At 62.5% G+C, this 22,791-nt stretch carries 13 protein-coding genes; 3 read left to right on the forward strand and 10 right to left on the reverse strand.

Features of this window, described 5'->3' with window-relative positions:
* Nucleotides 1-15 precede the first annotated feature (15 nt).
* From JZI28_RS03165 to JZI28_RS03180, 4 genes are all read right to left on the reverse strand, one after another.
* On the reverse strand, nucleotides 16-1,143 hold the full coding sequence (locus tag JZI28_RS03165) for a formyltransferase family protein (protein ID WP_375699216.1): 1,128 nt from the start codon (nucleotides 1,141-1,143) through the stop codon (nucleotides 16-18).
* Complete coding sequence (locus JZI28_RS03170) at nucleotides 1,140-2,153, reverse strand: glycosyltransferase family 2 protein (RefSeq protein WP_375700071.1); 1,014 nt, start codon at nucleotides 2,151-2,153, stop codon at nucleotides 1,140-1,142. Before JZI28_RS03170 ends, JZI28_RS03165 begins: the two co-directional genes overlap by 4 nt.
* Nucleotides 2,154-2,158: 5 nt before the next feature.
* A complete protein-coding gene (locus JZI28_RS03175; protein ID WP_375700072.1) occupies nucleotides 2,159-8,644 on the reverse strand; it encodes a beta-ketoacyl synthase N-terminal-like domain-containing protein in 6,486 nt (2,161 codons plus the stop codon).
* Between the two features lie 338 nt (nucleotides 8,645-8,982).
* Nucleotides 8,983-10,446 carry a hypothetical protein gene (locus JZI28_RS03180; RefSeq protein WP_375699217.1) on the reverse strand — a complete coding sequence of 488 codons (1,464 nt, stop codon included), beginning with the start codon at nucleotides 10,444-10,446 and terminating at the stop codon, nucleotides 8,983-8,985.
* 81 nt (nucleotides 10,447-10,527) lie between these two features.
* Here JZI28_RS03180 and JZI28_RS03185 point away from each other — a divergent pair.
* Nucleotides 10,528-11,284 (forward strand): IS5 family transposase gene (locus JZI28_RS03185; RefSeq protein WP_375698792.1). Its coding sequence is split into 2 segments (ribosomal slippage): nucleotides 10,528-10,856 and nucleotides 10,855-11,284, totalling 759 coding nucleotides; the frame shifts between segments, so codons are not numbered across the junction.
* A gap of 402 nt (nucleotides 11,285-11,686) precedes the next feature.
* Nucleotides 11,687-12,442: a WecB/TagA/CpsF family glycosyltransferase gene (locus JZI28_RS03190; RefSeq protein ID WP_375699218.1), complete on the forward strand. Its 756-nt coding sequence runs from the start codon at nucleotides 11,687-11,689 to the stop codon at nucleotides 12,440-12,442.
* A gap of 191 nt (nucleotides 12,443-12,633) precedes the next feature.
* Here JZI28_RS03190 and JZI28_RS03195 read toward each other — a convergent pair whose 3' ends face one another.
* The 5 genes from JZI28_RS03195 to JZI28_RS03215 all read right to left on the reverse strand — a co-directional run bounded on the left by JZI28_RS03195 (nucleotide 12,634) and on the right by JZI28_RS03215 (nucleotide 20,842).
* Complete coding sequence (locus JZI28_RS03195; protein ID WP_375699219.1) at nucleotides 12,634-13,605, reverse strand: glycosyltransferase; 972 nt, start codon at nucleotides 13,603-13,605, stop codon at nucleotides 12,634-12,636.
* Nucleotides 13,605-13,889: a hypothetical protein gene (locus tag JZI28_RS03200; RefSeq protein ID WP_375699220.1), complete on the reverse strand. Its 285-nt coding sequence runs from the start codon at nucleotides 13,887-13,889 to the stop codon at nucleotides 13,605-13,607. Before JZI28_RS03200 ends, JZI28_RS03195 begins: the two co-directional genes overlap by 1 nt.
* 149 nt (nucleotides 13,890-14,038) lie before the next feature.
* A complete protein-coding gene (locus JZI28_RS03205) occupies nucleotides 14,039-17,545 on the reverse strand; it encodes a translocation/assembly module TamB domain-containing protein (protein WP_375699221.1) in 3,507 nt (1,168 codons plus the stop codon).
* A complete protein-coding gene (locus JZI28_RS03210) occupies nucleotides 17,545-19,368 on the reverse strand; it encodes an autotransporter assembly complex family protein (RefSeq protein ID WP_375699222.1) in 1,824 nt (607 codons plus the stop codon). The genes JZI28_RS03205 and JZI28_RS03210 overlap by 1 nt, the downstream gene beginning before the upstream one ends.
* 241 nt (nucleotides 19,369-19,609) lie before the next feature.
* The gene (locus JZI28_RS03215; protein WP_297340453.1) at nucleotides 19,610-20,842 is read right to left on the reverse strand and encodes a urate hydroxylase PuuD; all 1,233 of its coding nucleotides are present in this window, start codon (nucleotides 20,840-20,842) and stop codon (nucleotides 19,610-19,612) included.
* Between the two features lie 192 nt (nucleotides 20,843-21,034).
* Here JZI28_RS03215 and JZI28_RS03220 point away from each other — a divergent pair, with 192 nt between their 5' ends.
* A complete protein-coding gene (locus tag JZI28_RS03220; protein ID WP_375699223.1) occupies nucleotides 21,035-21,979 on the forward strand; it encodes a LysR family transcriptional regulator in 945 nt (314 codons plus the stop codon).
* Between the two features lie 310 nt (nucleotides 21,980-22,289).
* On the opposite strand, the gene uraH is transcribed toward JZI28_RS03220, so the two are convergent.
* Complete coding sequence (gene uraH / locus JZI28_RS03225; protein WP_375699224.1) at nucleotides 22,290-22,658, reverse strand: hydroxyisourate hydrolase; 369 nt, start codon at nucleotides 22,656-22,658, stop codon at nucleotides 22,290-22,292.
* Nucleotides 22,659-22,791 lie beyond the last annotated feature (133 nt).

Below are 22,791 nucleotides of genomic sequence, written 5' to 3' on the forward strand. Positions count from 1 at the left end.
GCGCGTCACCCAAATTCAAGCATAGCTCGTGCCCAGCAGCGCCCAAGCCAGGGTTGCGGCGATGATCTGGGTTTCGGTGAGATCAACACCGGCTTCTTGTGGCAAGGTCAGCGGGTAGCGCGTGGTGCCTGCAGGTTTGTCATGGCGAGCGGCCAGCGGCACCGTGACGGGTTGCATGGCGGCCAAAGCACGGCGCCAATGGGCCTCGCTGCCTTGGCTCTGCCCCAAGGTGGTGGCGACGTCATTGGCCGCTTGATCATTCAGCGTCGGGAGCTGTTGGCCGGCTGTAAACAGGGTCGGCAGATCGAGGCTTTCGCCGCCAAGTGTGGTGATATTTTCCAGCGCAATGGCACCATCAGCGGTGGCAACGGTGACAACCGCGCCAGTCACGCTAAGCAGGGTGCCTGCCGGACCGCTACCCTCAGTAGGGGTGGCCTTACCCACGCGCAAAACCTGATCAGGCAGCAGCAGTTTGGCGCTGCCAAGTGGGTTCCAATAGCCACCATAATCCAGCCCGCGCACAAGGCGGCTCAGGTTTTGACTGGTCTGGGAAAAATCCAGAATCCCCCCTGCAGCGGGACGGTGATCCCGGGCAAAATAGCTGCGCTGGGACAGGTCCTGTGGCTGGCGATGCAGCGCATCCGTACTCAGCTGCTCCAGCACCTCGCCAAAGCTGTCCATGGCAGCGGCGTAGCATTTGGAGTTGAGACTAAAGGCGGTCTCATCCTCGGCAATGTCGAACAGGCGCTGGGCGAGGATATCGCCCTCATCAATGCCGCCCTCCATCACATGCCAGGTAATGCCATGCTGCGCTTCGCCAGCCATAATCGCCCAATTGGGTGTGTTCAGACCGGCATAGCGCGGCAGCGGGCCATCATGGAAATTCACCGCACCTTTGCGCGCCATGGCCAGCACTGGATCTGGGATCACCCGCAGGTTGGCAATCGAGAGCAGCCAATCATACGCGTCAGTGATTTCAGTTGCGTCCGTGAGCACGGGCAGCGCCTTGCCCTCGGCCCAGGCGCGGATGTCGCTGTCGGTCGAAACCACCGCCTGAATCTGGTGGCCACGGGCCAGAACGGCTTCGGCGCAGCCGATCAATAGGGATTCATTGCCGATGACGACACAGGAAAATTGGCTCATTTTGGATCCTCCGAAACCGGGGAGTGAAGGCGCGTTTCACATGGGGGTGAGGGCTTGTGCGACACAGGCGCAAGGGAATGTGAGATAAGATCTTTCAGGAAATGATTGGGATCGGCCTGCGGCTTGCCCTGCACCAGACGGCGCAGTGCGTAAAGACCGGTGCCAGCAATGCGGGCCAGGGTGGCAAGGGCGGCATAGACGCGGCCATGGGATTTGGCAAAATAATGGCTGCGCGACTGGAACCAATAGGCTGGGGTGCGGTCCCAGTCTTTCATGCCGGTCGAGGCAGAGCCCAGATGGGCAACCTGACTGTCCGGCACGTAATGGGTCCGCCAGCCCGCCTTGGCGGCGCGACGACACAGGTCGGTCTCTTCGAAGTAGAGGAAAAACGTCTCGTCAAAACCGCCGATCTCTTCGATCACCTGGCGGCGGATCATCAGGCTGGCACCAGCGGTCCAATCCACCTGGGTTTGTGTCTGCGGCATCTCCATCGCCACCACCCAGGGGTGCAGCAGCCGGGTAAAGATACCGGTCCGTGCGGCCATTTCGAACTCACCCGCGATCGAGGGAAAGCGAAAGGCGGTGCGATGGGGGGTGCCATCGGTGCCATGCACAAAAGACCCCGCCAGCCCGGCTCCGGGGTGATCGGCCAGAAAATCACGCAGGGTGCGCATGGTCTGCCCCTGCACAAAGGCATCCGAATTCAGCAGGTAATAATAATCGGGGGCGGTGCCATCCGACAGGCCAGCGGCAAAGCCGATGTTCATGCCGGCACCAAAGCCACCATTGACCGGGGATTGCAGCAGCCTGATCTTGTCACTGTGCTGCCAGCCACGTTGCGCCGACCCGGCCTGCAGCGCTTCCCAAGAGCCATCCCCCGAGCCATTGTCGATCACCAGAACCTCACCTGAAAGATCCGCCATCTCCACCAGGGCAGCCTCGGCAGCCCGGAGGGTCATCTCCGGGGTGCGGTAGTTCAGGATAATGGTGAGAATGCTGCCTGTGTTCATCTGGGTCATTCCGCGGCTCGCGAATAGAACCGCTGCGGGTTGGCGTCATCGGGGGTTGGCTTTGCCTGAGGTGGAACACCAGCCAGCCGGGGCTTCAGGGCCGCGGCCAGGGTGCTCACATTGGGCACCAGCACCATACTGTCATGGTCGCCAGGCACTTCGATCACTTCCAGTCTGGGCGCCCAGCTGGTCCAGTCATTGTCGGCAAAGACATATTCCCGCTCGCAGCTGACCCAATTGCCGCCCGAGACCTGCCAATGGCGGTCCAGTGGCGGGCGCAGCAGTGTGAGCGGGCCATTCCAGGGCTGCAGCGCGTAGTTTTCGACCGAGTGCCGGAAGGCCAGCTCGATCTTGCGGTTGTTGAAAGCAGGCGCCTGACCGGTTTCTGCCGGGGGCTGGCGGCGTTTGCTCAGCTCCCACAGGATGCGGTTTTTGGCCCATTCCAGCAAATAGCCCGCGCCTTTGCGGCGTAGCTCCTGCAATTTGATCAGCGCCTTGTCGACAGGTTTCAGGCTGGGGCGCACTGGTAGGGGCGTGTCGAGCAACACCAGCGCCGCCGTATCTTCGCCGGCTGCCTGCAATTGCTGGGCCATTTCATAGGCGGTGATGCCACCACCCGAAAAGCCGCCCAGCAGATAAGGCCCCTGAGGTTGGATCTGTCTGATCTCGGCCAGATAATCGGTGGCCGCTGCAGCAATGCTGGTATGCGGGGCCTCCTCGCCGATCAATCCACGGGCCTGCAGGCCGTAAATCGGGCGCTCGCCGCCCAGTTCCAGCGCCAGATGGCGCAGGTTCAACACATTGCCAAACATTCCGGCTACCACAAAGAACGGCGCGGCACCGGTGCCGGATCCGGGGTGCAGCATCACCAGATGGGAATGGGCCGCCGCCGTGTTCTGAGCGGTCTCCTGGTCGGTCTGGGTCGCGGCATCGCCCTGTGCGGCATCTCCCTGTTCCGCACCTGCGCCGCGCGCCATCAACAGGTCAGCCAGGTCGGCAACGCTGGGGGCCTCAAACAGGGTCGACAGCGGCAGGTCCACATCATAGTGGCGTTTGATCTGCGCAAAGAGCCGCACCGCGATCAGCGAATGGCCACCCAGTTCAAAGAAGCTGTCCGCCACCCCAACCTGCGTGACCCCGAGCAGGCTTTGGAACAGGGCTGCCAGGTGCTCTTGCACCGGGGTGGAGGGCGCCACATAGTCTGTATCCAGCTGGGGGCGCTCAAAGCTCTGGCTCTCATCGGCCGCGGCCTCTGCACGGCTTTGGGTTGTCTGTTCAATCAATGACGGCAGATCCAGCGAAGAGACCACAATTTGCGCGCGGTTTGTCGCGAGCGCGCGCACCATCGCCTCTGGGCCCTCGGCCGCGCGGATGCCATTGGCCAGGTTCAGCTGCAACCGGCGTTCGTCTTCCGACAGAGGCTGCGGCGCGGCACTGGCCACAAGGCCCAGGGCCTCGGCGCTATGGTCGGCATTGGTCTGGGGCGGCGTGGCTTCAAAGCCTCCGGCAAGCCGGGTCATCTGGAAATCTGTAATCTCAACCAGGACCCGACCCTCAGTGTCGGTGAGGGTGACATCAAAAGCTGCGCTGTCGCTGGTGGCGCCAGAACGCAGGCGCATATGGCTGCAAATCTCTGTGGTCAAAGGCGCCCGCACCAGGATGCTGCGATAGCCCAGGGGCACCCAAAGATTGCGGCCCTCATAGCCCGGCGCCAGGGAGATGGCCCAGCCGGTGGCCAGATCCATCAAACCGGGGTGCAGCAGGCAGTTATCATCCTGCGCCGCCGGGGGCAGACGCAGATGGGCCAGACCTTCTGTCGGGGTTTCAGCGGGGCCAAAGGCGGTCTGTTGCAGCACCTGCCAGCGGGGACCAAAATCCAGATGTGCCTCTTGCGGGGAATGCAGCGGCTTGTCGGCTGTGGCGTGCGCCACCTGCGGGCAGCGGGCCTGGATGGCGGCGAGATCCAGCGATGGCGGCTGCTTGCTGTCGGGGTGTTTGCAGTCGGGCAGCAGGGTGATTTTGGCCTCGGCGTTGAGCGCATAGCCCCCCGCAGAAAGGGCGCTGTGGGTGGCAAAATCATAGCCCGTATCCTGCGCCTGCAGCCGCAAAACCACCGCGCGCGGGGGCGGTTCCGCGACCACCAGGGGCCGCAAAAAGGTGAGGTCCCTGATCTCAAACGGCGCTTGCAGGTCCTGTGCCGCCAGCGCCTCGGCAATCCATTCGATATAGCCGGTGCCGGGTACCAGCGCGGTGCCGCCTTTGGTGCGGTGCTCATTCAACATCCAGGACTGGTTTGCGTCCAGCTGGCTGGCAAAGATCGGATTGCCAAAGGCGTCGAATCCGGTCTCGTCCAGCAGGGGCTGGGCGCAGCTTTGGCGCTCAGATGGGGCGGTGCCGCCCTGACGCGCGGCCATGGCTTCGGCGGCCATGCCGGTATCGGCCCAGACACCCCAGTCAATGGCGACAACCCGGGTCTGATCGCCCTGGCGATGGGCGGCATAGGCGTTGAGATATTCATTGGCGGCGACATAGTCGATTTGCCCGGCGGGCCGGGTGACCGTCGAGGAGGAGGAAAACAGCAGCATCAGGTCAAGGCTGCCGTCGGGGAACAGATCGTCGAGCACCCGCAGGCCGGTGACCTTGGGGGCCAGAACCCGGGCGATCTGCGCCTCTGATTTGGCCAGGATCGGTCCGTCGTCGATGACGCCGGCACCATGGATGACCCCGTTGAGGTGGCCAAATTCGGTCTCGACTTTGCGCAGGGCGCTGCGCATCTCGGCGCTGTTGCAGATGTCTGCGGCTAAGGGCAGCACGGCGCCTGAGCCGATGTCTTCCAGCTGTTGCACGGCGCGGATGCGTTGGGCGATGCGATTGGCGGGGCTGTGGCTGGCCAGATAGCGCGGCCAGTCGGCGCGCGGCGGCAGGCCCTGGCGCGAAATCAGCGCCACCTTGGCATCATAGTGACGCATGAGATGCGCCGCCGTGGCCAGGCCGATGCCGCCAAAACCACCAGTGATCAGATAGCTGCCACCGGGTTTGAACCCGGCCAGATCCGCTGTTGGCGCGGCTGGGACCTCGGGCAGGGGCTGGCTGCGCCAGCTTTTTTCAAACCGTTTGTCACCGCGCCAGATACTCACGGTATTGGCGGGGCCGGCCATCAGTTCTTGCAGCAGGCGCGGGGTCAGATCTGTGGGCAGGGCACCGCGCAAAGTGGCGATAAGTCCGGGCTGGGCGGGCAGTTCGATATCTACCGTCGCGCAGGTGATCCCGGGGAATTCCCGTGGGATGACCCCGGCGGGAGCGGCAATCATCGACTTTTCCGGGTAGGGCAGGGGTTCAGCACCGAGCTGCGCCGCGCCCGTGGTAAAGACGTTCAGATGGACGGGGTGATCCAGATCCAGGCTGCCCAGCTCCTGTGCCAGGGCAGTGACAGAGGCAAACCCCATTTCGAGGTTGCGGTCAAAGACGGAGGAGCCGGGACGAACCTGTACGTCCTCGCCGGTGACCAGCCAGAAATGGGCGATGCGATGGGGCATGGCATCGGCCTCTGCCAGATCGGCAAGCAGAGCGCCATAACCGAACCTGCCCTGTTCGGGGGGCAGGATATAGTCGTCCGGGGCAAGCCGTGCATAGGTGTCGCCAGGCCGCACCAGGCTGACGCGATGACCGGCAGCGCGCAGTCGGGTGGCTGTCGCAGTGGCCACCCCGCAGTCATCGGCAAAGATCATCCAGGTCTGCGGTGTTTCGCCCAGGTCTGTGTCCACATCCAAGGCGCAATCGGCCAGCCGGGGACGCCAGGCGGGGCGGTAGCCCCAGTCGCTGATCGCGTCATGGCGCCGGGGCGGCGATGCGTCTTCCTGCTGCTGTTGCGTGCCCGGCGCGATGAAATAGCGGCTTCTTTGGAACTGGTAGGTGGGCAACGGCAGGCGATGGCGCTTCGCCTCGCCCCAGATCTGATCCCAGTCGGCCTCAACCCCGCAGGCCCAAAGCCGACCAATGACGCCAAAGAAATAGGCGTCATCCATGATAACCTGCTCTGGGTGGCGCAGGGCGCTGAGCACCTGTCCGGGCTGCACAGTGGGCGACATCTGGGTCAGGGCGCTCAGCGCCTTGCCGGGGCCGACCTCCAGGAACACCCGCCCCGGTGTGGCGGCAAGGGTGGCGATGCAATCGGCAAACCGCACCGTATTGCGCAGCTGGCCAACCCAGTAATCGGGGTCCATGGCCTGTTCAGCCGTCAGCGGCTGACCGGTCCGGTTGGATATCACCGGGATCTGTGGCGCCGCCAGGGACAACCCGGCGAGGAAGGCGCGATATTCTGCCAGGATACCGTCGAGCATCCGTGAATGCGCCGCGATATCAATCTGGATGCGCTGGAAATCCACCTCACGCGCAGCGAGCTGTGCGGCCAGGGCGTCCAGCGCCTGTTGCGGCCCGGAGACGGCGGTGAGGTTGGGCGCATTGACGCTGGCAATATCGAGATCATCGCCGATCAGCGCCTCTACCTCGGCCAGCGGTAGGGCAATCGACAACATGCCGCCCGCAGGCACCTGGTCAAACAGCCGTCCGCGCAGCAGCACCAGATCAATACAGTCCTCAAAAGAGATCACCCCGGCGAGACAGGCGGCGGTGTTTTCCCCCATGGAATGGCCCACCATGGCAGCCGGGCGAATGCCCCAGCTGATCCAGAGCTGCGCCAGCGCATATTCAATGATCATAATCAGCGGCAATTGCGCCGAGGGCCGTTGCAGCTGGGCATTGGCAGCGGCTTCATCGCCGGGGTTCGGCAACCATAGGGCGCGAATGTCGTGGTCGAGCTGGGGCTGCAGATGATCCAGCCCCCGGTCCATCCAATCGGCAAAGACCGGCTCAGTTTCATAGAGATCCCGCGCCATGCCAGCATATTGCGCCCCACCGCCAGGGAAGGAAAACACCACCTCGGGGGCGTCCCCCAGTTGATCATGGTCAAAAACCTGACGCGGATCGCCGGCCCGCAGCAGCGCGGCGGCTTGGGTCGCGGTTTCCGCCACCAGCACCCGGCGTTTGCCAAACCCCCGTCGTCCCTGTTTCAGGGTATAGGCTACATCGGCCAGATCGAGCTCCGGGTTGGCCTCCAGATAATCGGCCAGGGCAGCGGCATTGGCGTTGAGCGCCGCCTTGGACTGCCCTGATATGCAGAGCACATGGAAGGGGAAATCGCTTTCCTCGGAGGGCGCCCGTGCAGGAGCTTCTTCCAGAATGGCATGGGCATTTGTGCCCCCAACGCCAAGCGCGTTGATCCCGGCCCGGCGCGGTCCGCTGTGCGAGGTCCAGGGCGTCAGGCGGTCATTGACCTTGAAGGGGGAACTGTCAAAATCAATGGCCGGATTAGGCGCCTCATAGCCCAGCGAGGGCGGGATCTGCTGATGCTTCAATCCCAGCGCGGTTTTCACCAGCCCGGCGATGCCGGCGGCGGTGTCCAAGTGACCGATATTGGTTTTGACCGAGCCAATGCGGCAGTAGCCTTCGGCCTCGGTGCTGTCGCGAAAGGCCTCGGTCAGGGCCGAGACCTCGATCGGATCGCCCAGATAGGTGCCGGTGCCGTGGCATTCCACGTAATCAATTGTCTCGGCTGAAATATCCGCCGCATCCAACGCCTGGCGGATGGCGCTGGCCTGGCCCCCAACCGAGGGCGCCAGATAGCCGGCCTTGTCGGCGCCGTCGTTGTTGATGGCGCTGGCCTTGATCACCGCCCAGATGTGATCGCCATCGGCCTGGGCATCCTCAAGCCGACGCAGGGCAACGGCGCCCGCACCAGACCCAAAGACAGTGCCCTGGGCGCGGTGGTCAAAGGCATGGCAATGGCCATCGGGCGACAGGATTTCGTTCTCTTTATAAAGGTAGCCGCGCCCCTGGGGCATATCTATGGTGACACCGCCGGCCAGCGCCATGCCACATTCGCCGGCCCGCAGCGCCTTGCAGGCGTAATGCACCGCCACCAGCGAGGTGGAACAGGCGGTCTGGACATTGACCGAAGGCCCTTTGAGATCAAAGATATGGCTGACGCGGGTGGTGAGAAAGTCCTTGTCGTTGCCGGTATGGCGCAGCAGGAACATGCCCACGTCATCCACCAGACCAGGGTTGGAGCAGATATTGAAATAGAAATAGCTGCCCATACCACAGCCGCCATAGACGCCGATGGGCTCTGACAGGCTTTCGGGCGGATGGGCGGCGTTTTCCATGGCGCCCCAGGCGACCTCAAGAAACTTGCGGTGTTGCGGGTCGAGAATGGCCGCCTCTTTGGGGCTGAAGCCAAAGAATTCGGCATCAAAATCGGCAAAGCCCTCCAGCAGGGCGGCATGGGGTACATAGTTTGGATCGGCCAGGGTGGCGGCGGGAACACCCGCCTCGAGCAGGGCATCGCGGTCCAGCGGCACGATGGATTCAATGCCATCACGCAGGTTGTTCCAATAGGTCTGCACGCCCTCGGCGCCGGGAACATTGACCGACATGCCGACAATGGCGATATCGCCGCTGTATTGCGGCGCGCCTGAGCTCTGATCTGCTGTCTTTACCACGACAAACTTTGGCCTCTACATTTGGCAAATCTGGGATGCCTCTCCTGCCTGCAATCCCTGCCATGCCAATGGGCAGAGTCCGGTGCCCCAGGAGAGGCAAATATCTGTTGGGTCGGTCCGGGCGCACGCGGTGGGCAGTTCGGCGGCTGGGGCCAGCTGATCTGCCTGCGGTTACGATTCCTTGTTACCCAAGGCGAAATTGGTGCATCACTGCGGCAAAGCTGTGAAAGCTTGGTGTTGAAAACGGGTATTAAAGCGAAAACAATAAGGCATTATATATGCTTGCGTGCTCCGGGGGGAAGGGGTTGCGGCATCAAGACCTGCCTGCCTGCAAACAGGGCACGGGGTTTTTCAAACAGCCCCGGGTAGCGCAGCCGTTCGGCATAGCCCAGAACCGATCCGGCACAGAGCCAGGTCATCGGCACCAGAGTATCATTGAGCATCATATCCACCATGGTAGCGGCAAGGATCAGCGCGATTGGCGTGGCATAGGGGGAGATCTGCTGGCGGCGGCGGCGGTGGATCTCGATCCCGAGCAACAGTATGGAAAGCGAGAGCAATCCCATCTCGGCCAGATAGCCCAACCAGCCCAATGTGCCAAAGAGCAGGATCCAATGGCCGTCCGGGATCGAGACAATAGCGCCGGTTTCCAGCTCGCGCACCAGATTGCGGCCCCAGCCGCCCCAGCCGAACCAGGGCTTTTCAGCGGCGCGTTGCAGCAACATTGCTTCATTATCAAAGCGATAGCCCAGTGATTGCGCCCGCTCGGGGCTGATGGCCTCGGCCAGGGCCAGGATGGCCTCGGTGGGAATGACCCCGAGGTTGCGCAGCATGGGGTAGGTGATGGCCAGGGCCGCCAAAGTGATGGCGACACGGATTTGCCAGCGCGGCGAGGCCAGCGCCACCAGCGGCACAAAGCTGAGCCCATAGGCCAGCGAGGCAAAGCTTTTGCACAGGAACAGAACGAAGAACAAATAGGCCGCAGCGATGGCGAGCCGCAGGCGGTCCCGCCCCTTCGCAGCCTGGGCCAGGGACACGGCGGCCAGCACTGCGGAAAACATGAACAGGGCCAGCCACAGGGAATGGGGCATAAAGACGATGGGGCGAAAGCCGCCCAGGCGCATGGTTTGCGCAAAATCATGCTGAAAGAAGCCATAGACCATAATATTGATCTGCGGACTGAGACGGATTTCGATCAGCGACGGGATCGAATAGGCCAGTCCGGCGATGCAAAGGGCGAGCAACAGCTCTTTTTGTCCTTCTGGCGAGGACAGATAGCGCCGCGCCAGCAAGAAGGGCATCAGGATGATCACCTGGTTGATCATCACCGATCCAAGATCCCGCCATCTGAGCCCGGGCAGCATATCGGTGATAAAGACAATGGGGTCGGCATCTGCCAGCACTTCAAAGATTACCGGATCGCCATTGGTCATCACCGTGGGAATCACCGCAAATGTAAACAACAGGGTCAGCAATTTCGCCAAGGGGTGCCGGGGTAGGAGCGGTACTTTTTTGCCCATCATCCCGATGCACAGGACAAAAGCCATGATCGAGGGAATGGTGAATTTGTCCATATCCGGCACCAGCGGCAGGTCGAACTCGGCCACCGGGGGCAGCAGCAGGTAGCCCGCCAGAATGCACCACAAAATGGCCCGCTCCAGCGGCAAGCGCCGGAACAGCACCAGGCTGACCACAGGCCAGAGCAGCAGCATCAATGAGGCAAGTGCATTAGGCATGAGATGGATCTAGGGCCCGTGGACATTCAGGATTCCCAACCGGTCTGAATTCTGATTCAAGCTTCCAAAATGGAGGTTTGAATGAACGAAGAGCGGTTTGTGTTGACAGATGACGTCTGGCTTCGCCTCGCGCCGCACTTGCCTGGCAAGGAGGGCGATGCGGGTGTGACGGGCAAGGATAATCGTCTGTTTCTCGAAGCCGTGCTATGGCGTGTGCGGACAGGGTTGCCGTGGCGTGACCTGCCTGCTTATTTCGGCAACTGGAACAGCGTGTTCCGACGGTTTCGCAGATGGGCTGAGGGCGGCGTATTCGAGCGAATTTTCAAGGAAATCAGTGGGGATCCAGATTTCGAATACGCAATGATCGACGGCACGATTGTTCAGGCTCACCAGAAGGCGAGCGGCGCAAGGGGGGACTCAAAATCAAGCCATCGGGCGGTCGCGTGGCGGATTGACCACCAAGATCGTTGCTTTGGTCGACGCCCTAGGAAACCTGGCTGACTTCGTACTCCTGCCTGGTCAGGCTCACGACATGAAGGGCGTCGAACCGCTCATCGATGGCGTGGCCTTTGATGCTCTCTTGGCCGACAAGGCATTTGATGCCGATTGGCTGCTCACAGAACTCGATGCGCGCGGTGCCACCGCCATCATCCCACCGAAAGCGAACCGCAAGTTCCTGCGCGATTACGATAAACACGCCTACAAATGGCGGCACTTGATCGAGAATTTCTTCGCAAAGATCAAGGAATTCAGAGCCATAGCGACCCGGTACGAGAAAACAGCGTCCAGCTATGCTGCCAACTGGCATCTCGCAGCTGTCATCATCGCTTCAAGATGAATGTCCACGGGCCCTAGTCTCCAATTGCGGCAGGGCGATGGGCATTTGGTGACCGCAGGGGGGCGGCGTGACGAGAGTGTGGTCAGAATTGTTACCTATTTAGGGGCCTGACCTGATGACCTGATGACCTGGACCGGTGAGCAGGACGGGTGAGCAAGACTGCGCACTTTTTGCGCCGCTTTGCCGCAAGTCATACCCCATCAGATTACAACGGTCTTGGCGCGGTGTCGCGGGAAATTCCGCGCATATTATAGCCAAAGGGATAAATGAGGGGGCGCAAACGGCTATATTCAGCCGGTTATGTTAGAGTGGCTTGAGCCACGGTCTTTTGCGGGGTATTTGCGCAGCGCTGCTTGGAAATTGGCGGATCTCGGTTTTTGGGGTCAGCGTGGGAGTGAACAGGTGTTTTTTGAGTTTCAAGGCCAGCGTATCACGGTGAATTTGCCCACCCGGGCCGCCTTGGAGAGCGAGGTTTTGCGGCGCTTTTCGGCGGGCGAAGGCTTTGCCCTGGCAACCGTGAACCTGGATCATCTGGTTAAACTGGCTGACTCGCCAGAGTTTCTGCAAGCCTACGCCGGACAGGATTTGGTGGTGGCAGACGGGCGGCCCATTGTCTGGCTTTCGCAGTTGGCCAAACGCCCGGTTGAACTGATGCCGGGGTCTGATCTGGTTCTGCCGCTTTGCCGTCTGGCCGCTGCAGCCGGGGTGCCGGTGGCCTTGGTTGGCAGTACCGAGGTGGCACTGCGCGATGCCCCGGCACATCTGGAGGCAGAGGTGCCGGGGCTGGATCTGGCCTGGTGCCATGCGCCCTCGGGGGTTTTTGACCCACAGGGCGATGAAGCCGGTAAAATACTCGAAAACCTGAACAGCAAGGGCATTCGCCTGTGTTTTCTGGCCCTGGGCGCACCCAAGCAGGAACGCCTGGCCCATCGCGGCCGCAGCGCGGCCCCGTTGGTTGGCTTTGCCTCGATTGGCGCGGGGCTGGATTTTCTGGGTGGCCATCAGACACGGGCGCCGCTTTGGGTGCGCAAGATTGCCATGGAATGGCTGTGGCGCGCCTTGAGCAGCCCAGGCCGGATGGTGCCACGCTATGCCAAGTGTTTTGCCATTCTGCCTGGTCAGATCTGGCAGGCCCTGCGCAACCGGCCCAAACTGTAGCCTCCTCTATTCGCATAAATAGAACCGGGCTGGGACCCGGCAAAGGGGAGGCTCCCGCGCCTGCAGATGGGGCTTTGCCCCCTCTTGGCAGCCTTGGGCCCGGCGCTGGCTCTGACGCGCCAGCGCTGTAGCGCATTGTTTTGGGCTCTGTGTTCAGTGACAAATGCGGCAAGGGGCCGGGCGGTCAGAACCTATTTATACTCCAATATTTTGCGGTTTTTTCCCCGCACGCGGTCCCAGGAGTATTCTGCCACGCCAGCGCATTCGGCAAATTTCCCCAGCAGCGAAAACCAGGCAGGCCGCAGTCCCATGCGCGGGCTCAGACGCAGCAGCTGCAGCGGATATAGCCCTGCAACCACGAGGACCCAGGGGGAGATCGCCACAGTGCCCAAGAGAAGAGCCAGCGGCAGCACCCCACCCCAGAGCAGGGCGCGGCGGGTTTCGGTGACCCAATGTCGCTCCGGTGAGGCCCCATGCAACGCGGCCCCCTGGACAAAGGCATAGCCGGCCCGGCGGCTGCGCTTCCACCATTGGCCAAACCGGGTCATCTGCGCATCATGCAGGGTCATTTCCGTATCAATGCGCCAGATTTTCCAGCCCTTGCGGCGCAGGCGCAGGCACATTTCGGGTTCTTCCCCTGCGATCAGATCGGCGCGATATCCGCCCACTGCGCGCAGCGCCTCCAGCCGCATCAGCGCATCGCCGCCGCAGGCCTTGGCCTCACCTATGGGCGTGTTCCATTCCGCATCGCACAGTTGGTTGTAGATCGACGCCTCTGCAAAGCGCTCGCGGCGGCGGCCACAGACCACGGCCACCTCTGGGTGCTGCTGCAAAAACGCCGCGGCCTGGGGAATCCAGTTGGCGTCCACCTCGCAATCGCCATCAACCAGCTGCACAAACCCCTGTTCGCCCTGCAACCGGTCCAGCCCCGCATTGCGGGCACGGGCGGCAGTGAAGGGCAGCGACATATCCAGCGCCACCACCTCGACCCCCAGCGCCTGCGCCGCTTTGGTCGAACCATCGCTAGAGCCGCTGTCGACGTAGATCAGCCGGTGTATCTGCGGTTGCAGCGAGGCAAGGCAGGCGAGCAGACGCGCGCCTTCGTTGCGGCCTATCACCACGGCGCTGATGAGAGGCGCGCTGTTCGGGGCGGACACCGTCATTATGCGGCCCCTCTGTCATTGTGAGACCTGCCTGAGTGCGTGGCTACATAGGCGCTATAGGCGGGGGGCGCCAGGCGCAGCCCGGTTGAGGCATGGGGATGAGGGGCGGGAGTGACGCCATCGCGCACCAGCGCGACCAGAACCACCTCATCGGCGGCGGCGATCCGCTGTTTTGGCCCATGCGCATGGGGCTGAGAGGCAAAAAAACGGGCGCGGTGCAGCGCAGAGTTGAGGCGCTTTGTGATACGGGCAGCGAAGGCGGGCTGCGGTGGGTGTTCACTCATGCAATCTGTCCAGCGTGTCGGGGCTTTAGGGCCAGGTTAAGCGGCTGCTCCGGTTTGGAAAAGCATTTGCAGGCTTAACGAAGACATGTGTCGAAATTGCGCCGCCGGGGCGGAGCGCTGATGGCGTGGGGTATGCGGGGGCCAGAAAATCAGTAATCCCGCTTGAAGAACAGACCAAAACCGCTTTCGCCTTCGCTGTCGACAGTGCCGGTCACGGTGACGGAATCGGTGAGGTCGATGTTGATGCTCAGCTCGCTGTCGCCCTCGGTGTTGACGTTGAAATCAGTATAGGCTTTCTCGCCGATATAGCCGCCCAGCCCCAACAGGCCCGAGCCGATATTGTCGAGCCCGACCTCGACGTTGTCAGCGCCGGTTGCGTCCCGCAGGCGGCTTTGGTTGCCCAGTCCACGCCCGCTGAGATCCAGCGCAGATTTGGCCAGGCGCGCCAGGGCCAGGGGGGACAGATCATCAATGTTGTCGCCAAACAACAGCAGCGCCAGGGCCTCTTCGCTGGGGCGCGGCGGGTCGGAGGTGACCTTGATTTGCGGCGCATCCAGGGGGCCTTCGATTTCCAGCGTTGCACTGCCAGTGGCGGTGCTGGCAGAGGAGCGGAACTCCAGATGTGGTTTCAGATCCCCCAGCAGGGTAATGCGGCCTTCGTCCAGTTCCAGACGCCGCCCAAGGATGTCAAAGGTGCCACGTTTCAGGCTGATCTGCCCGGCAGGGGCCAGGGCGGCGGTGCTGCCGCGCAGCTGGATGCGGCCGCCCAGTTCAGCATTGAGCCCACGGCCCCGGGCAAAGATGCGGTTTGGCGCGTCAATCAACAGATCCAGGGCGATGTTGCTGCTGGATCCGGTGCTTGCGGTGGTTTGGATCAGATCAGCGCGGGCGCGGGTCTGCCGAACCGGGCGCGATTCGCCGATGTGACGGATTGGCGGGATGGGCGCCGCCGAGATTGCCCCCCCGGCGGTGTTGAGGTTGATATTGCTTTCGCCAATATCAATCCGACCGCTCAAACGGCTGTTGCCCGCCAGCGGACCGGCAAAAGACAGCGCGCCGTTCAGCAGGGTTTCATAGCTCAGATGATCGGTCAGCGTGACATCCGATATGCCAATCTTGAGCGCAGCATCAAACGGGGGTGTCAGAGCTATGGGGCCGGTCAGGCGCAGGTTGCCGCCATCCCGGGGGCGTGCCGAGACCTGCAGCTGCGCGCCAGCGTTCTGCAGCGTGACCGTTGCGTTGATATCGTCGAGCCGCTGGGCCGCAGCAGGCAGCGCCATTGCGGCGCCACGGGTGGTGATGCTGCCGCTCAGGGCCGCGAGCGTGGGCGCGCCTTTTAGTGCCAGATCAAAGGCGGCGGTGCCACTCAGCAGATTTGGGGTGATAAAGGGGTTGGCGCCTTCCAGCCGGGCCTGACCCTTGGCGGTGATATCGGCCAGCCCGCTGCTTTCGTCAAAGCTGCCGGCCAGGCGTGCCTCAGCCCCCGAAGGCGCCTTGGCGTCACTGGTGATCTGCCAGCGGCCATCACGGCGTCGCGCCTCTCCTGTCGCACTGAGCCTGCCCGGCAGTTCGGGAACAAAGCGCTGCATTTCTTCCAGTGAGGCCTCAAAGGTGACATCCGCCGCGCCGTCCAGCTGGGCACGGCCCTGGAGCTGGGCAAAGGACGCATGTGGCCCCTTGAGCTGGAGCTGCCCCGACAGGCTGTCGCCGCTTCGGGTCAGGTCGCCCTCTAGGGTCAGCGCCCCGGAAACCTGCGGCACCAGTGGATTGAGATCCTTGAGGCCCGCCTGCAGATGCAGGCTGCCGGCGCGACTGTCCAGGGTGCCGCTGGCCTCGGCTGAGATTTGCCCGCTCAGCAGTGTGAACTGTTTGATCTCCAGCCCGGCGGCATCGCGCCCGCCCTTGAAGGTCAGCGCCAGAGTGCCCTCTGTCAGCTGATCAAGAACGTCAATCCCGGCAGAAACGCCCTGGCCCTGTAGCGCCATATCGGCCTCAAAGGCGCCGGAAAGCGGCGTGAGCGCGCCTTGGATCTGGCCTTGCACGGCGCCCGACAGGGGCTGGCCTGCCAGAGCAGAAAACCGCTGCAGATTGCCGGCACCGACGCGCAGGTCGCCGGTGACCTGCAGGCCGCTTTCCAGCCCCGCAAAGCCCAGATCTCCGCTGGCCTGATAGTCCTGTCCCTGCAACAGCAGCTCATGCAGCGAAAATGCCGCCGCGCCCTGGGTGGTCAGATGGCTGGACAGAGAAACCTCGCGCCCCACTGCGGCGGCCAGGGCTGGATCGCGCAGTTTCAGCCCCTGCAACTCTGCGGTGACATCCCCGTCGAGCTGCTGCGCGCCGCTGTCATCCAGTGACAGCCGCCCCTGAGCCGTAATCAGCGCGGTTTCGATCAGCGCCTCAGGATGGCTGAGCTGGGTCAACTCGGCGCTCAGGGACCAGGGGCCGTCGCTGGTTTTCTGCGCCAGAATTTCTGTGCCAGCCAGGGTGGTATCGGCGCCGGGCAAGGGCAAGAGCACCGCAGCCTGCCCAGGGGGCGGGGTGATTGCAGCGCGAATATTGGCGGTGTCCAGCTGTCCCGCGGGGGTCATGGCCAGTGCCCCGCTGAGCCGCAGGGCCTGGCTGCGCAGGGCAAAACTGTCCAGCACCAGCCCGGCTGTGGAGGTGCTGCTGCCCCGCAGAGCCAGTTGCAGGTCAGGACCAAAGAAGGGGCGATAGTCCGGCAGCAGCAAGGCATCGATATCGCCGCCAAGATCGGCGGTGAAGCCAATGCCCGCCGCTGCGGCGCCAGCATCGGGAGTTCCGGTGGCGCCTGTCCCGGCTTCGGGTGGCGCGGCCAGAGCCGTCAGTTCAATCTGGCCCGCCAGTCTGTTGCTGCCGTTGGAGGACAGGGCAATCTGGGCGGTGAAATCTTCGACCGGGCCGCTGCCTTTTATATCGAGCTGCAGGCTGGGGGCCGCAGGCAGCGCCAAGGCGGTGGAGATCAAGCCGCCCGAGGCTTCTTGGAGCGCCAGATCAAGGGTGATCTGGCGGCTGTCCTTGGCATATCCGGCCTCAAGGCTCAGCCGGTCGCCGGGTTTGTCGAGCCGATTCACCTCGAGCTGGGTTGTCAGACTGCCCTCGGCTAATTTCAGCCCGCCCTGCAGGTTGAGGCTGGCAGCAAAGCCAAACAGCGTCTCATCCAGCAGGATGCGGGCGACGCTGATCTCTCCCAGCTCAATCGCGACCGGCAGGTCCGGCAATTGAAAGGGGGTGGCCTCGGGGCTGGGCAGGCTGGGATCCGGCGGCAGCGGCTTTGGTTGCCGCAGCACGGCAATTTCGGCGGCCTTCAGGTGATTGATCGACAAATTGCCACGCAGCAGGGCCAGGCGGTTCCAGTCCAGCTCAGCGCCGCGCAGCCGCAGCCAGACGCCTTCGGTATCGGCGACGGTGATTTCGTCGATCACCGCCTGCGAGGAAAAGGCACCGTTCAGCCCGGTTACGGTGATGTATTGGTTGTCTGCGGACAGGTTTTCTTCGAGGAAGCTTTCGAGATAGCTGGGCTCAGGCTCAGGCGGGGTTTCGGGCGTGGTGTCCTGCGCTGCCAGTGGCGAGACTAAGGGCAGGATGAGCGCAGAGCTGGCCAGCAGAGCGGCGGGAAACAGAACCGAAACGCGCATCAAAAAGCCTGCCCTATACCGATGTAGAATTGCAATCCATCCTCGGTGCCGCCATCCACCGGATAGGCAAAATCCACCCGCAGCGGCCCGATTCCGGCCACATCATAGCGCAGGCCAAACCCGGCGCCCGAATGGCTTTGCGAGGTGCTGGAGACAAAGGCATCGCTGTCCACATAGCCAATGTCAAAAAAGCCAACCAGCGAGAGCTTGTCGGTGATCTTGCCGCGCAATTCGCCCGAAAACGCCAGATAGCCCCGGCCCCCGGCGGAATTGGCGCCCACAGGCACGCCCAGAGATTGGTATTCATGGCCGCGCACCGATCCGGCACCGCCGGAGAAAAACAGCAATGTCGGGGAGGTATTGCCCAGCGAGGGGCCAATCACCGATCCTAGCTGGGCGCGCCCGGCAAGAACCAGACGATCACTGCCGCCCAGCCCGTGGTAAATCCGCCCGTCGAGCTTGATCTGCAGCCCATCGTCGGTGCCGTCTATACCCAGAAAAGGGGTGAGACGGGCATTGATGAAATAGCCGCTGGTGGCATTCACCCGGCTGTTGCGCTGGTCATATTCCGCCCGCAAAAAACCGGCGACATATTTAAAGCGCCGTTTGCCAAAGGCATCCTCGGCCAGGATGGTGTTAAAGCCAAAGCCCGCTTCGGCAAACAGCTGATCGGAATAGACCCGGCGCAGACCAATACCGCCCCGGGCTTGGGTAGCGGTATAATGTTCTTCGTCCAGCCGTTCGGCCTCAATGAGGTAGAACAGATTGTCATCCGGCCCCAGCGTAGCTGGTTGGTCCAGTCGCAGGGCAATGCGCCCGTCGATGTCATTGCTGCCCCCCAGCCCGCTGAGCCGGGTCTCAAAGCGCAGTTTTTCCGCGCCGCCAAACAGATTGCGGTGCATCCAGCTGGTGGTGATCTCGATCCCGTCAGAGGAGCTGAGCTGGGCCCCAAAGGTCAGCCGCCGCGGCGGCATGTCCTCGACCGTGGCGATATAATCAAGCGTTCCGTCCGGGTTGGGCTGGTCTTCGGGGCGCAGGGTGACCGAGGAAAAGGCACCGGTACGGCGCAGGCGGGTGGCGGATTTGGCCACAAGATCCGGATGGTAGACCGCGCCGGTTGGCAGGCCCGCGATGCGCTGGACTGCCTCGGTGCGCACGGCGCTGGGGGTGGCCAGACGCAGCGTGCCAAACCGCAATTTTGCCCCAGGGGCCATGGTCAGGCGGGCGTCCAGCGTATTGGCGCGATGGTTGGCGGTAATCGCCTGATGTGCCAGACGGGCCTTTGGGTGGCCAGCCCTGCGCCAGGCCAACAGCCCGGCGGCGCCGGCATCGCGCAGCACCCCGGTGGTAGCGGGTTGACCGACGGCAAAACCGGCGGGGCGCTGCACATCGCTGTTGCTGGGCCAGGGGGTGATTTCGGCGCGGGAAAAGCGAAAGCTGGGGCCGGGGATCACGGTAATGCGCACCTGATTGATCTGGCGCGGCGCGTTCAGTGGCTCAATGCGGGCGGCCTCTTGCCCGTCGAGACGGATGGTGACCTGCGGCGCAAAATGCCCGGCGTCATACAGCACCTGTACCAAAGTGCGATAGTCCGACAGGGCGGCGGCCAGCAGTTCCTGCGCATCAATCTGCGGATCGGCTCCCAGAACGCTGGAGGCCCCTTGCAACCGCTGGGTCAGCGCCTCTGAAGCGCCGGGCGCCGTGAGCTGGACTTCGGCACTGATGCCCGCAGTGGGCACAAAGGGGGCGGTCAAACACAGGCCCAAAGCGGCTGCGCGCAGGGCCCTTTGCGGGGCAGAGCGCAGGGGCAATTTGAAAAACATGGGCACTCCGGGCAGCGTGCAGGAATTGGGCGCAGACAGAACGATCCCGGGTACGTGGCAACAGGCAGGGCCGCCACTCAGGATGTCATGGTGACCCTAGCACAGAGCAGCGTGAGGTAAAGTAGTCCCAAGAGGGATTTGAGCAGAGTTTGGCATCGCGGGCAGGAAGCCGCGCAAGTCGACCTGTGGCGCGCAGTGCAAGCTTATCTGAAAGCCAGGCTGCAGGCAGGTGAAAGCCGCGCTACATGCGGGCGTTTTTGAACCAGCGGCGAATGGCGGCGCGATCCTCTGGCTCCATAAAGGTGACATTGGCCGGGGGCATGGCGTCGGTCATGCCGGCATGCAGAAACACCGCCTTGGCCTGGCGGGCCAGATCGGCTTCGGTTTCCAGCAAAACCGCCTTGGGGGCGGTGCGAATGCCATCCCAGAAGGGCTCGCGGGCGTGGCACATGCTGCACCGGCCCAGGACGATCTCATGGACCTCTTCAAAGCCATCGGCCTGTGCCATGATCAGCGCGGTGCCGGTCAGTGCGGCGCTGTCCTCATCGGCCTCGCCCTCCTGTTCCAGACCCAGAGTGGACAGGATAATCACCCCCAAGAACAGCAACGCTGTGGCCAGCCAGGTCCAGGTGGGATTGCCAGTGCCTGCATGTTTGGTGTTGAAATAATGCCGGATGGTCACCCCCATCAGGAATACCAAGGCGGCGATCAGCCAGTTGTATTCAGAGGCAAAGGCCAGCGGGTAGTGGTTCGACAGCATCAGGAAGATCACCGGCAGGGTGAGATAGTTGTTATGGGTTGAACGCAGCTTGGCGATCTTGCCATATTTGGCGTCCGGGGTGCGCCCTGCCTGCAAATCCGCCACCACAATGCGCTGGTTTGGCATGATGATGAAAAACACATTGGCGGTCATGATGGTGGCGGTAAAGGCCCCGAGATGCAGCATCATGGCGCGGCCGGTAAAGACCTGGTTGAGCCCATAGCCCATCACCACCAGCAGGCCAAACAGCAGTACCATCAACAGGGTGGGGCGCTCGGACAGGCCGGATTTGCACAGGCGATCATAGATCAGCCAGCCAATCGACAGCGATGCCGCCGAGATGGCTATGCCCTGCCACAGGGTCAGCTCGGCCTTGGCCTGATCAATCAGATAGAGCTCGCCGCCCACCCAATAGACCACCATCAACAAGGCAAAGCCCGACAGCCAGGTGGTGTAGCTTTCCCATTTGAACCAGATCAGATGCTCCGGCATCTCGGCCGGGGCCACCAGAAATTTGCGGATGTGGTAAAATCCGCCGCCATGCACCTGCCATTCCTCGCCATGGGCGCCAACCGGCAGATTGGGCGCCTTGCGCAGGCCCAGATCCAGGGCGATGAAATAGAAAGAAGAGCCAATCCAGGCCATTGCGGTGATTACATGCAGCCAGCGAATGGCAAAGCCCAGCCAATCCCACATCATCAGAATTTCATACATGCCCGTGCCCTCATATGGTCTGTGTGGTGTCGTCTTTGTGCAGCGTTGAGATTTGTTCAGGGGGGTCCATAGATTTCCCTATGGTTTCCCCCGTGGCCACCCTAGGCAAGCGCATCTTTATTCGGTATTCCAGTAAACTTCCAAGCTGTATCAAAAAAACAAGAAGAATGCCGTGAGGCAACCGGAGGCGCCATGTCTTATCTCGATAATATCCGAACCTTTGTGCGTGTCTATGAGCTGGGCTCGATGTCGGCGGCGGGGCGGGATCTGCGGGTTTCTCCGGCGGTGACCTCGGCGCGGATTTCGCAGCTGGAGGATTACCTGGGGGTGCGCCTGTTCCAGCGCACCACCCGCAATCTGACCGCAACCGAACAGGGCCAGGCGTTTTATTCCGGCGCGGTTTCGGTGCTGGAGGCAGTGGATCAGGCCGAGGCCCAGGTGATGCATCTGACGGATACGCCGCGCGGCACCCTGTTTGTGGCGGCTCCCTTGGGGGCGGGGCGGCGGCTGGTGGCGCCGGAGGTGCCAGCCTTTCTGGCAGAATACCCAGAGATCAACATGCGCCTGCGGCTGTCGGACCGGACGGTGGATCTGACCACCGAAGGGCTGGATCTGGCGTTTTTTTTGGGGCAACCGGAGGACAGCAACCTGCGCATTCGCAAGATTGCTGACTGCCAGCGGGTGCTCTGTGCGGCGCCGGATTATCTTGCGTGCCACGGCACGCCTGAGCGGGGCGAGGATCTGGTTGGCGGGGCGCATAATTGTTTGAACCTGCGCTACCCTGGTGCCAGCGAGTTTCAGTGGATGTTGCAAAGTGAAGATGGGCCGAAACGTTTTGCGGTTTCCGGGCGCTATGAATGTGACGATGGCGATGTGCTGATAGACTGGGCCCTGGCCGGGGAAGGCATTGCCCTCAAGCCGGTGTTTGAGGTGGCGGAGCATTTGATCTCGGGGGCGCTGGTGGCGGTGGCGAAGCAGAGCCCGCCGGTGCCGGTGCAGATGGCCTGTCTTTATACCCACCGTCGTCACCAGGACCCAAAGACGCGGTTGTTTATGGATTTTATGACCCAACGCATGGGCGCCTCGGTGCGCGCCGCCGAGGCATCTGTTGCCGTTTGCGCATCAGGCGAAAACTAATGTCGCGAGGCCAAAAGGGAAGCTCTCGCCTGTGAAGTAAAAGGGGGCTCCCGCTCAGCTTTGTTAAGGGGGGGGGCTCCCGCCTCCGGTGACATGCCCTGCCGGGCCCGTCCCGGCCTTGGGCCCGGCGCCGCTGTCGCGGCGCAGAAAGAAAAACTGCTGAGAAGCGCTTCAGGAGGCAGTCTGCCTCTGAAGACGCCCCGTCGAGTTTAAACCTGTTCTGCCCGCCTCAAGGGCAAGCCGGGCAGAGCCCGGCGGCTGCGCCGCCCTTGACCCGGTCAAAACAGAGGGTCGGGGCAAAGTGCGTGGGTCAGCTGCCGCGATAGGTGGAATAGCCAAAGGGTGAGAGCAGCAGGGGCACGTGATAATGGGCCTCTGCATCACTGATGCCAAAGCGAATGGGCACTTGATCGAGAAAAAGGGGATCGGTGCTGGCCTGATCACCGGCCTGGCCGCTGGCGCGCAGATAGGCGCCTGCGTCAAACACCAGCTCGTAGGTGCCGGGGGTGAACTGGTCCTGGGGTAGGATGGGGCTGTCGGTGCGCCCATCGGCATTGGTATTCATCTGGGCCAGCTGGTGGCGGCTGTCGCCGTCGATCCGGTAGAGAGTGATGGGCAGATTGGCGGCAGGGCTGCCCTGGGCGGTGTCCAGAACATGGGTGGTCAGATATCCGGTCATTTCAGAGGCGCTCCGTGAGATGTGTGCTGCATTTTCCTGCATGACTATGGATTTTGCTGCAAACACCGCTGCTTTGACAGTGTATTCGGGAATATTTGAAAAAGAAGCCGCGCCTTTTACAATAGCAAGAGAG

It is taken from the genome of Pseudophaeobacter sp. TrK17, from assembly GCF_042192375.1.
Classification (GTDB): domain Bacteria; phylum Pseudomonadota; class Alphaproteobacteria; order Rhodobacterales; family Rhodobacteraceae; genus Pseudophaeobacter.

Bases quoted from the DNA above. Each gene is read 5' to 3' on its own strand.
- JZI28_RS03165 (WP_375699216.1), bottom strand. From the start codon at position 1,143: ATGAGCCAATTTTCCTGTGTCGTCATCGGCAATGAATCCCTATTGATC.
- JZI28_RS03170 (WP_375700071.1), bottom strand. From the start codon at position 2,153: ATGAACACAGGCAGCATTCTCACCATTATCCTGAACTACCGCACCCCG.
- JZI28_RS03175 (WP_375700072.1), bottom strand. From the start codon at position 8,644: ATGTCGGTCAATGTTCCCGGCGCCGAGGGCGTGCAGACCTATTGGAAC.
- JZI28_RS03180 (WP_375699217.1), bottom strand. From the start codon at position 10,446: ATGCCTAATGCACTTGCCTCATTGATGCTGCTGCTCTGGCCTGTGGTC.
- JZI28_RS03195 (WP_375699219.1), bottom strand. From the start codon at position 13,605: ATGACGGTGTCCGCCCCGAACAGCGCGCCTCTCATCAGCGCCGTGGTG.
- JZI28_RS03200 (WP_375699220.1), bottom strand. From the start codon at position 13,889: ATGAGTGAACACCCACCGCAGCCCGCCTTCGCTGCCCGTATCACAAAG.
- JZI28_RS03205 (WP_375699221.1), bottom strand. From the start codon at position 17,545: ATGCGCGTTTCGGTTCTGTTTCCCGCCGCTCTGCTGGCCAGCTCTGCG.
- JZI28_RS03210 (WP_375699222.1), bottom strand. From the start codon at position 19,368: ATGTTTTTCAAATTGCCCCTGCGCTCTGCCCCGCAAAGGGCCCTGCGC.
- JZI28_RS03215 (WP_297340453.1), bottom strand. From the start codon at position 20,842: ATGTATGAAATTCTGATGATGTGGGATTGGCTGGGCTTTGCCATTCGC.
- JZI28_RS03220 (WP_375699223.1), top strand. From the start codon at position 21,035: ATGTCTTATCTCGATAATATCCGAACCTTTGTGCGTGTCTATGAGCTG.
- uraH (WP_375699224.1), bottom strand. From the start codon at position 22,658: ATGACCGGATATCTGACCACCCATGTTCTGGACACCGCCCAGGGCAGC.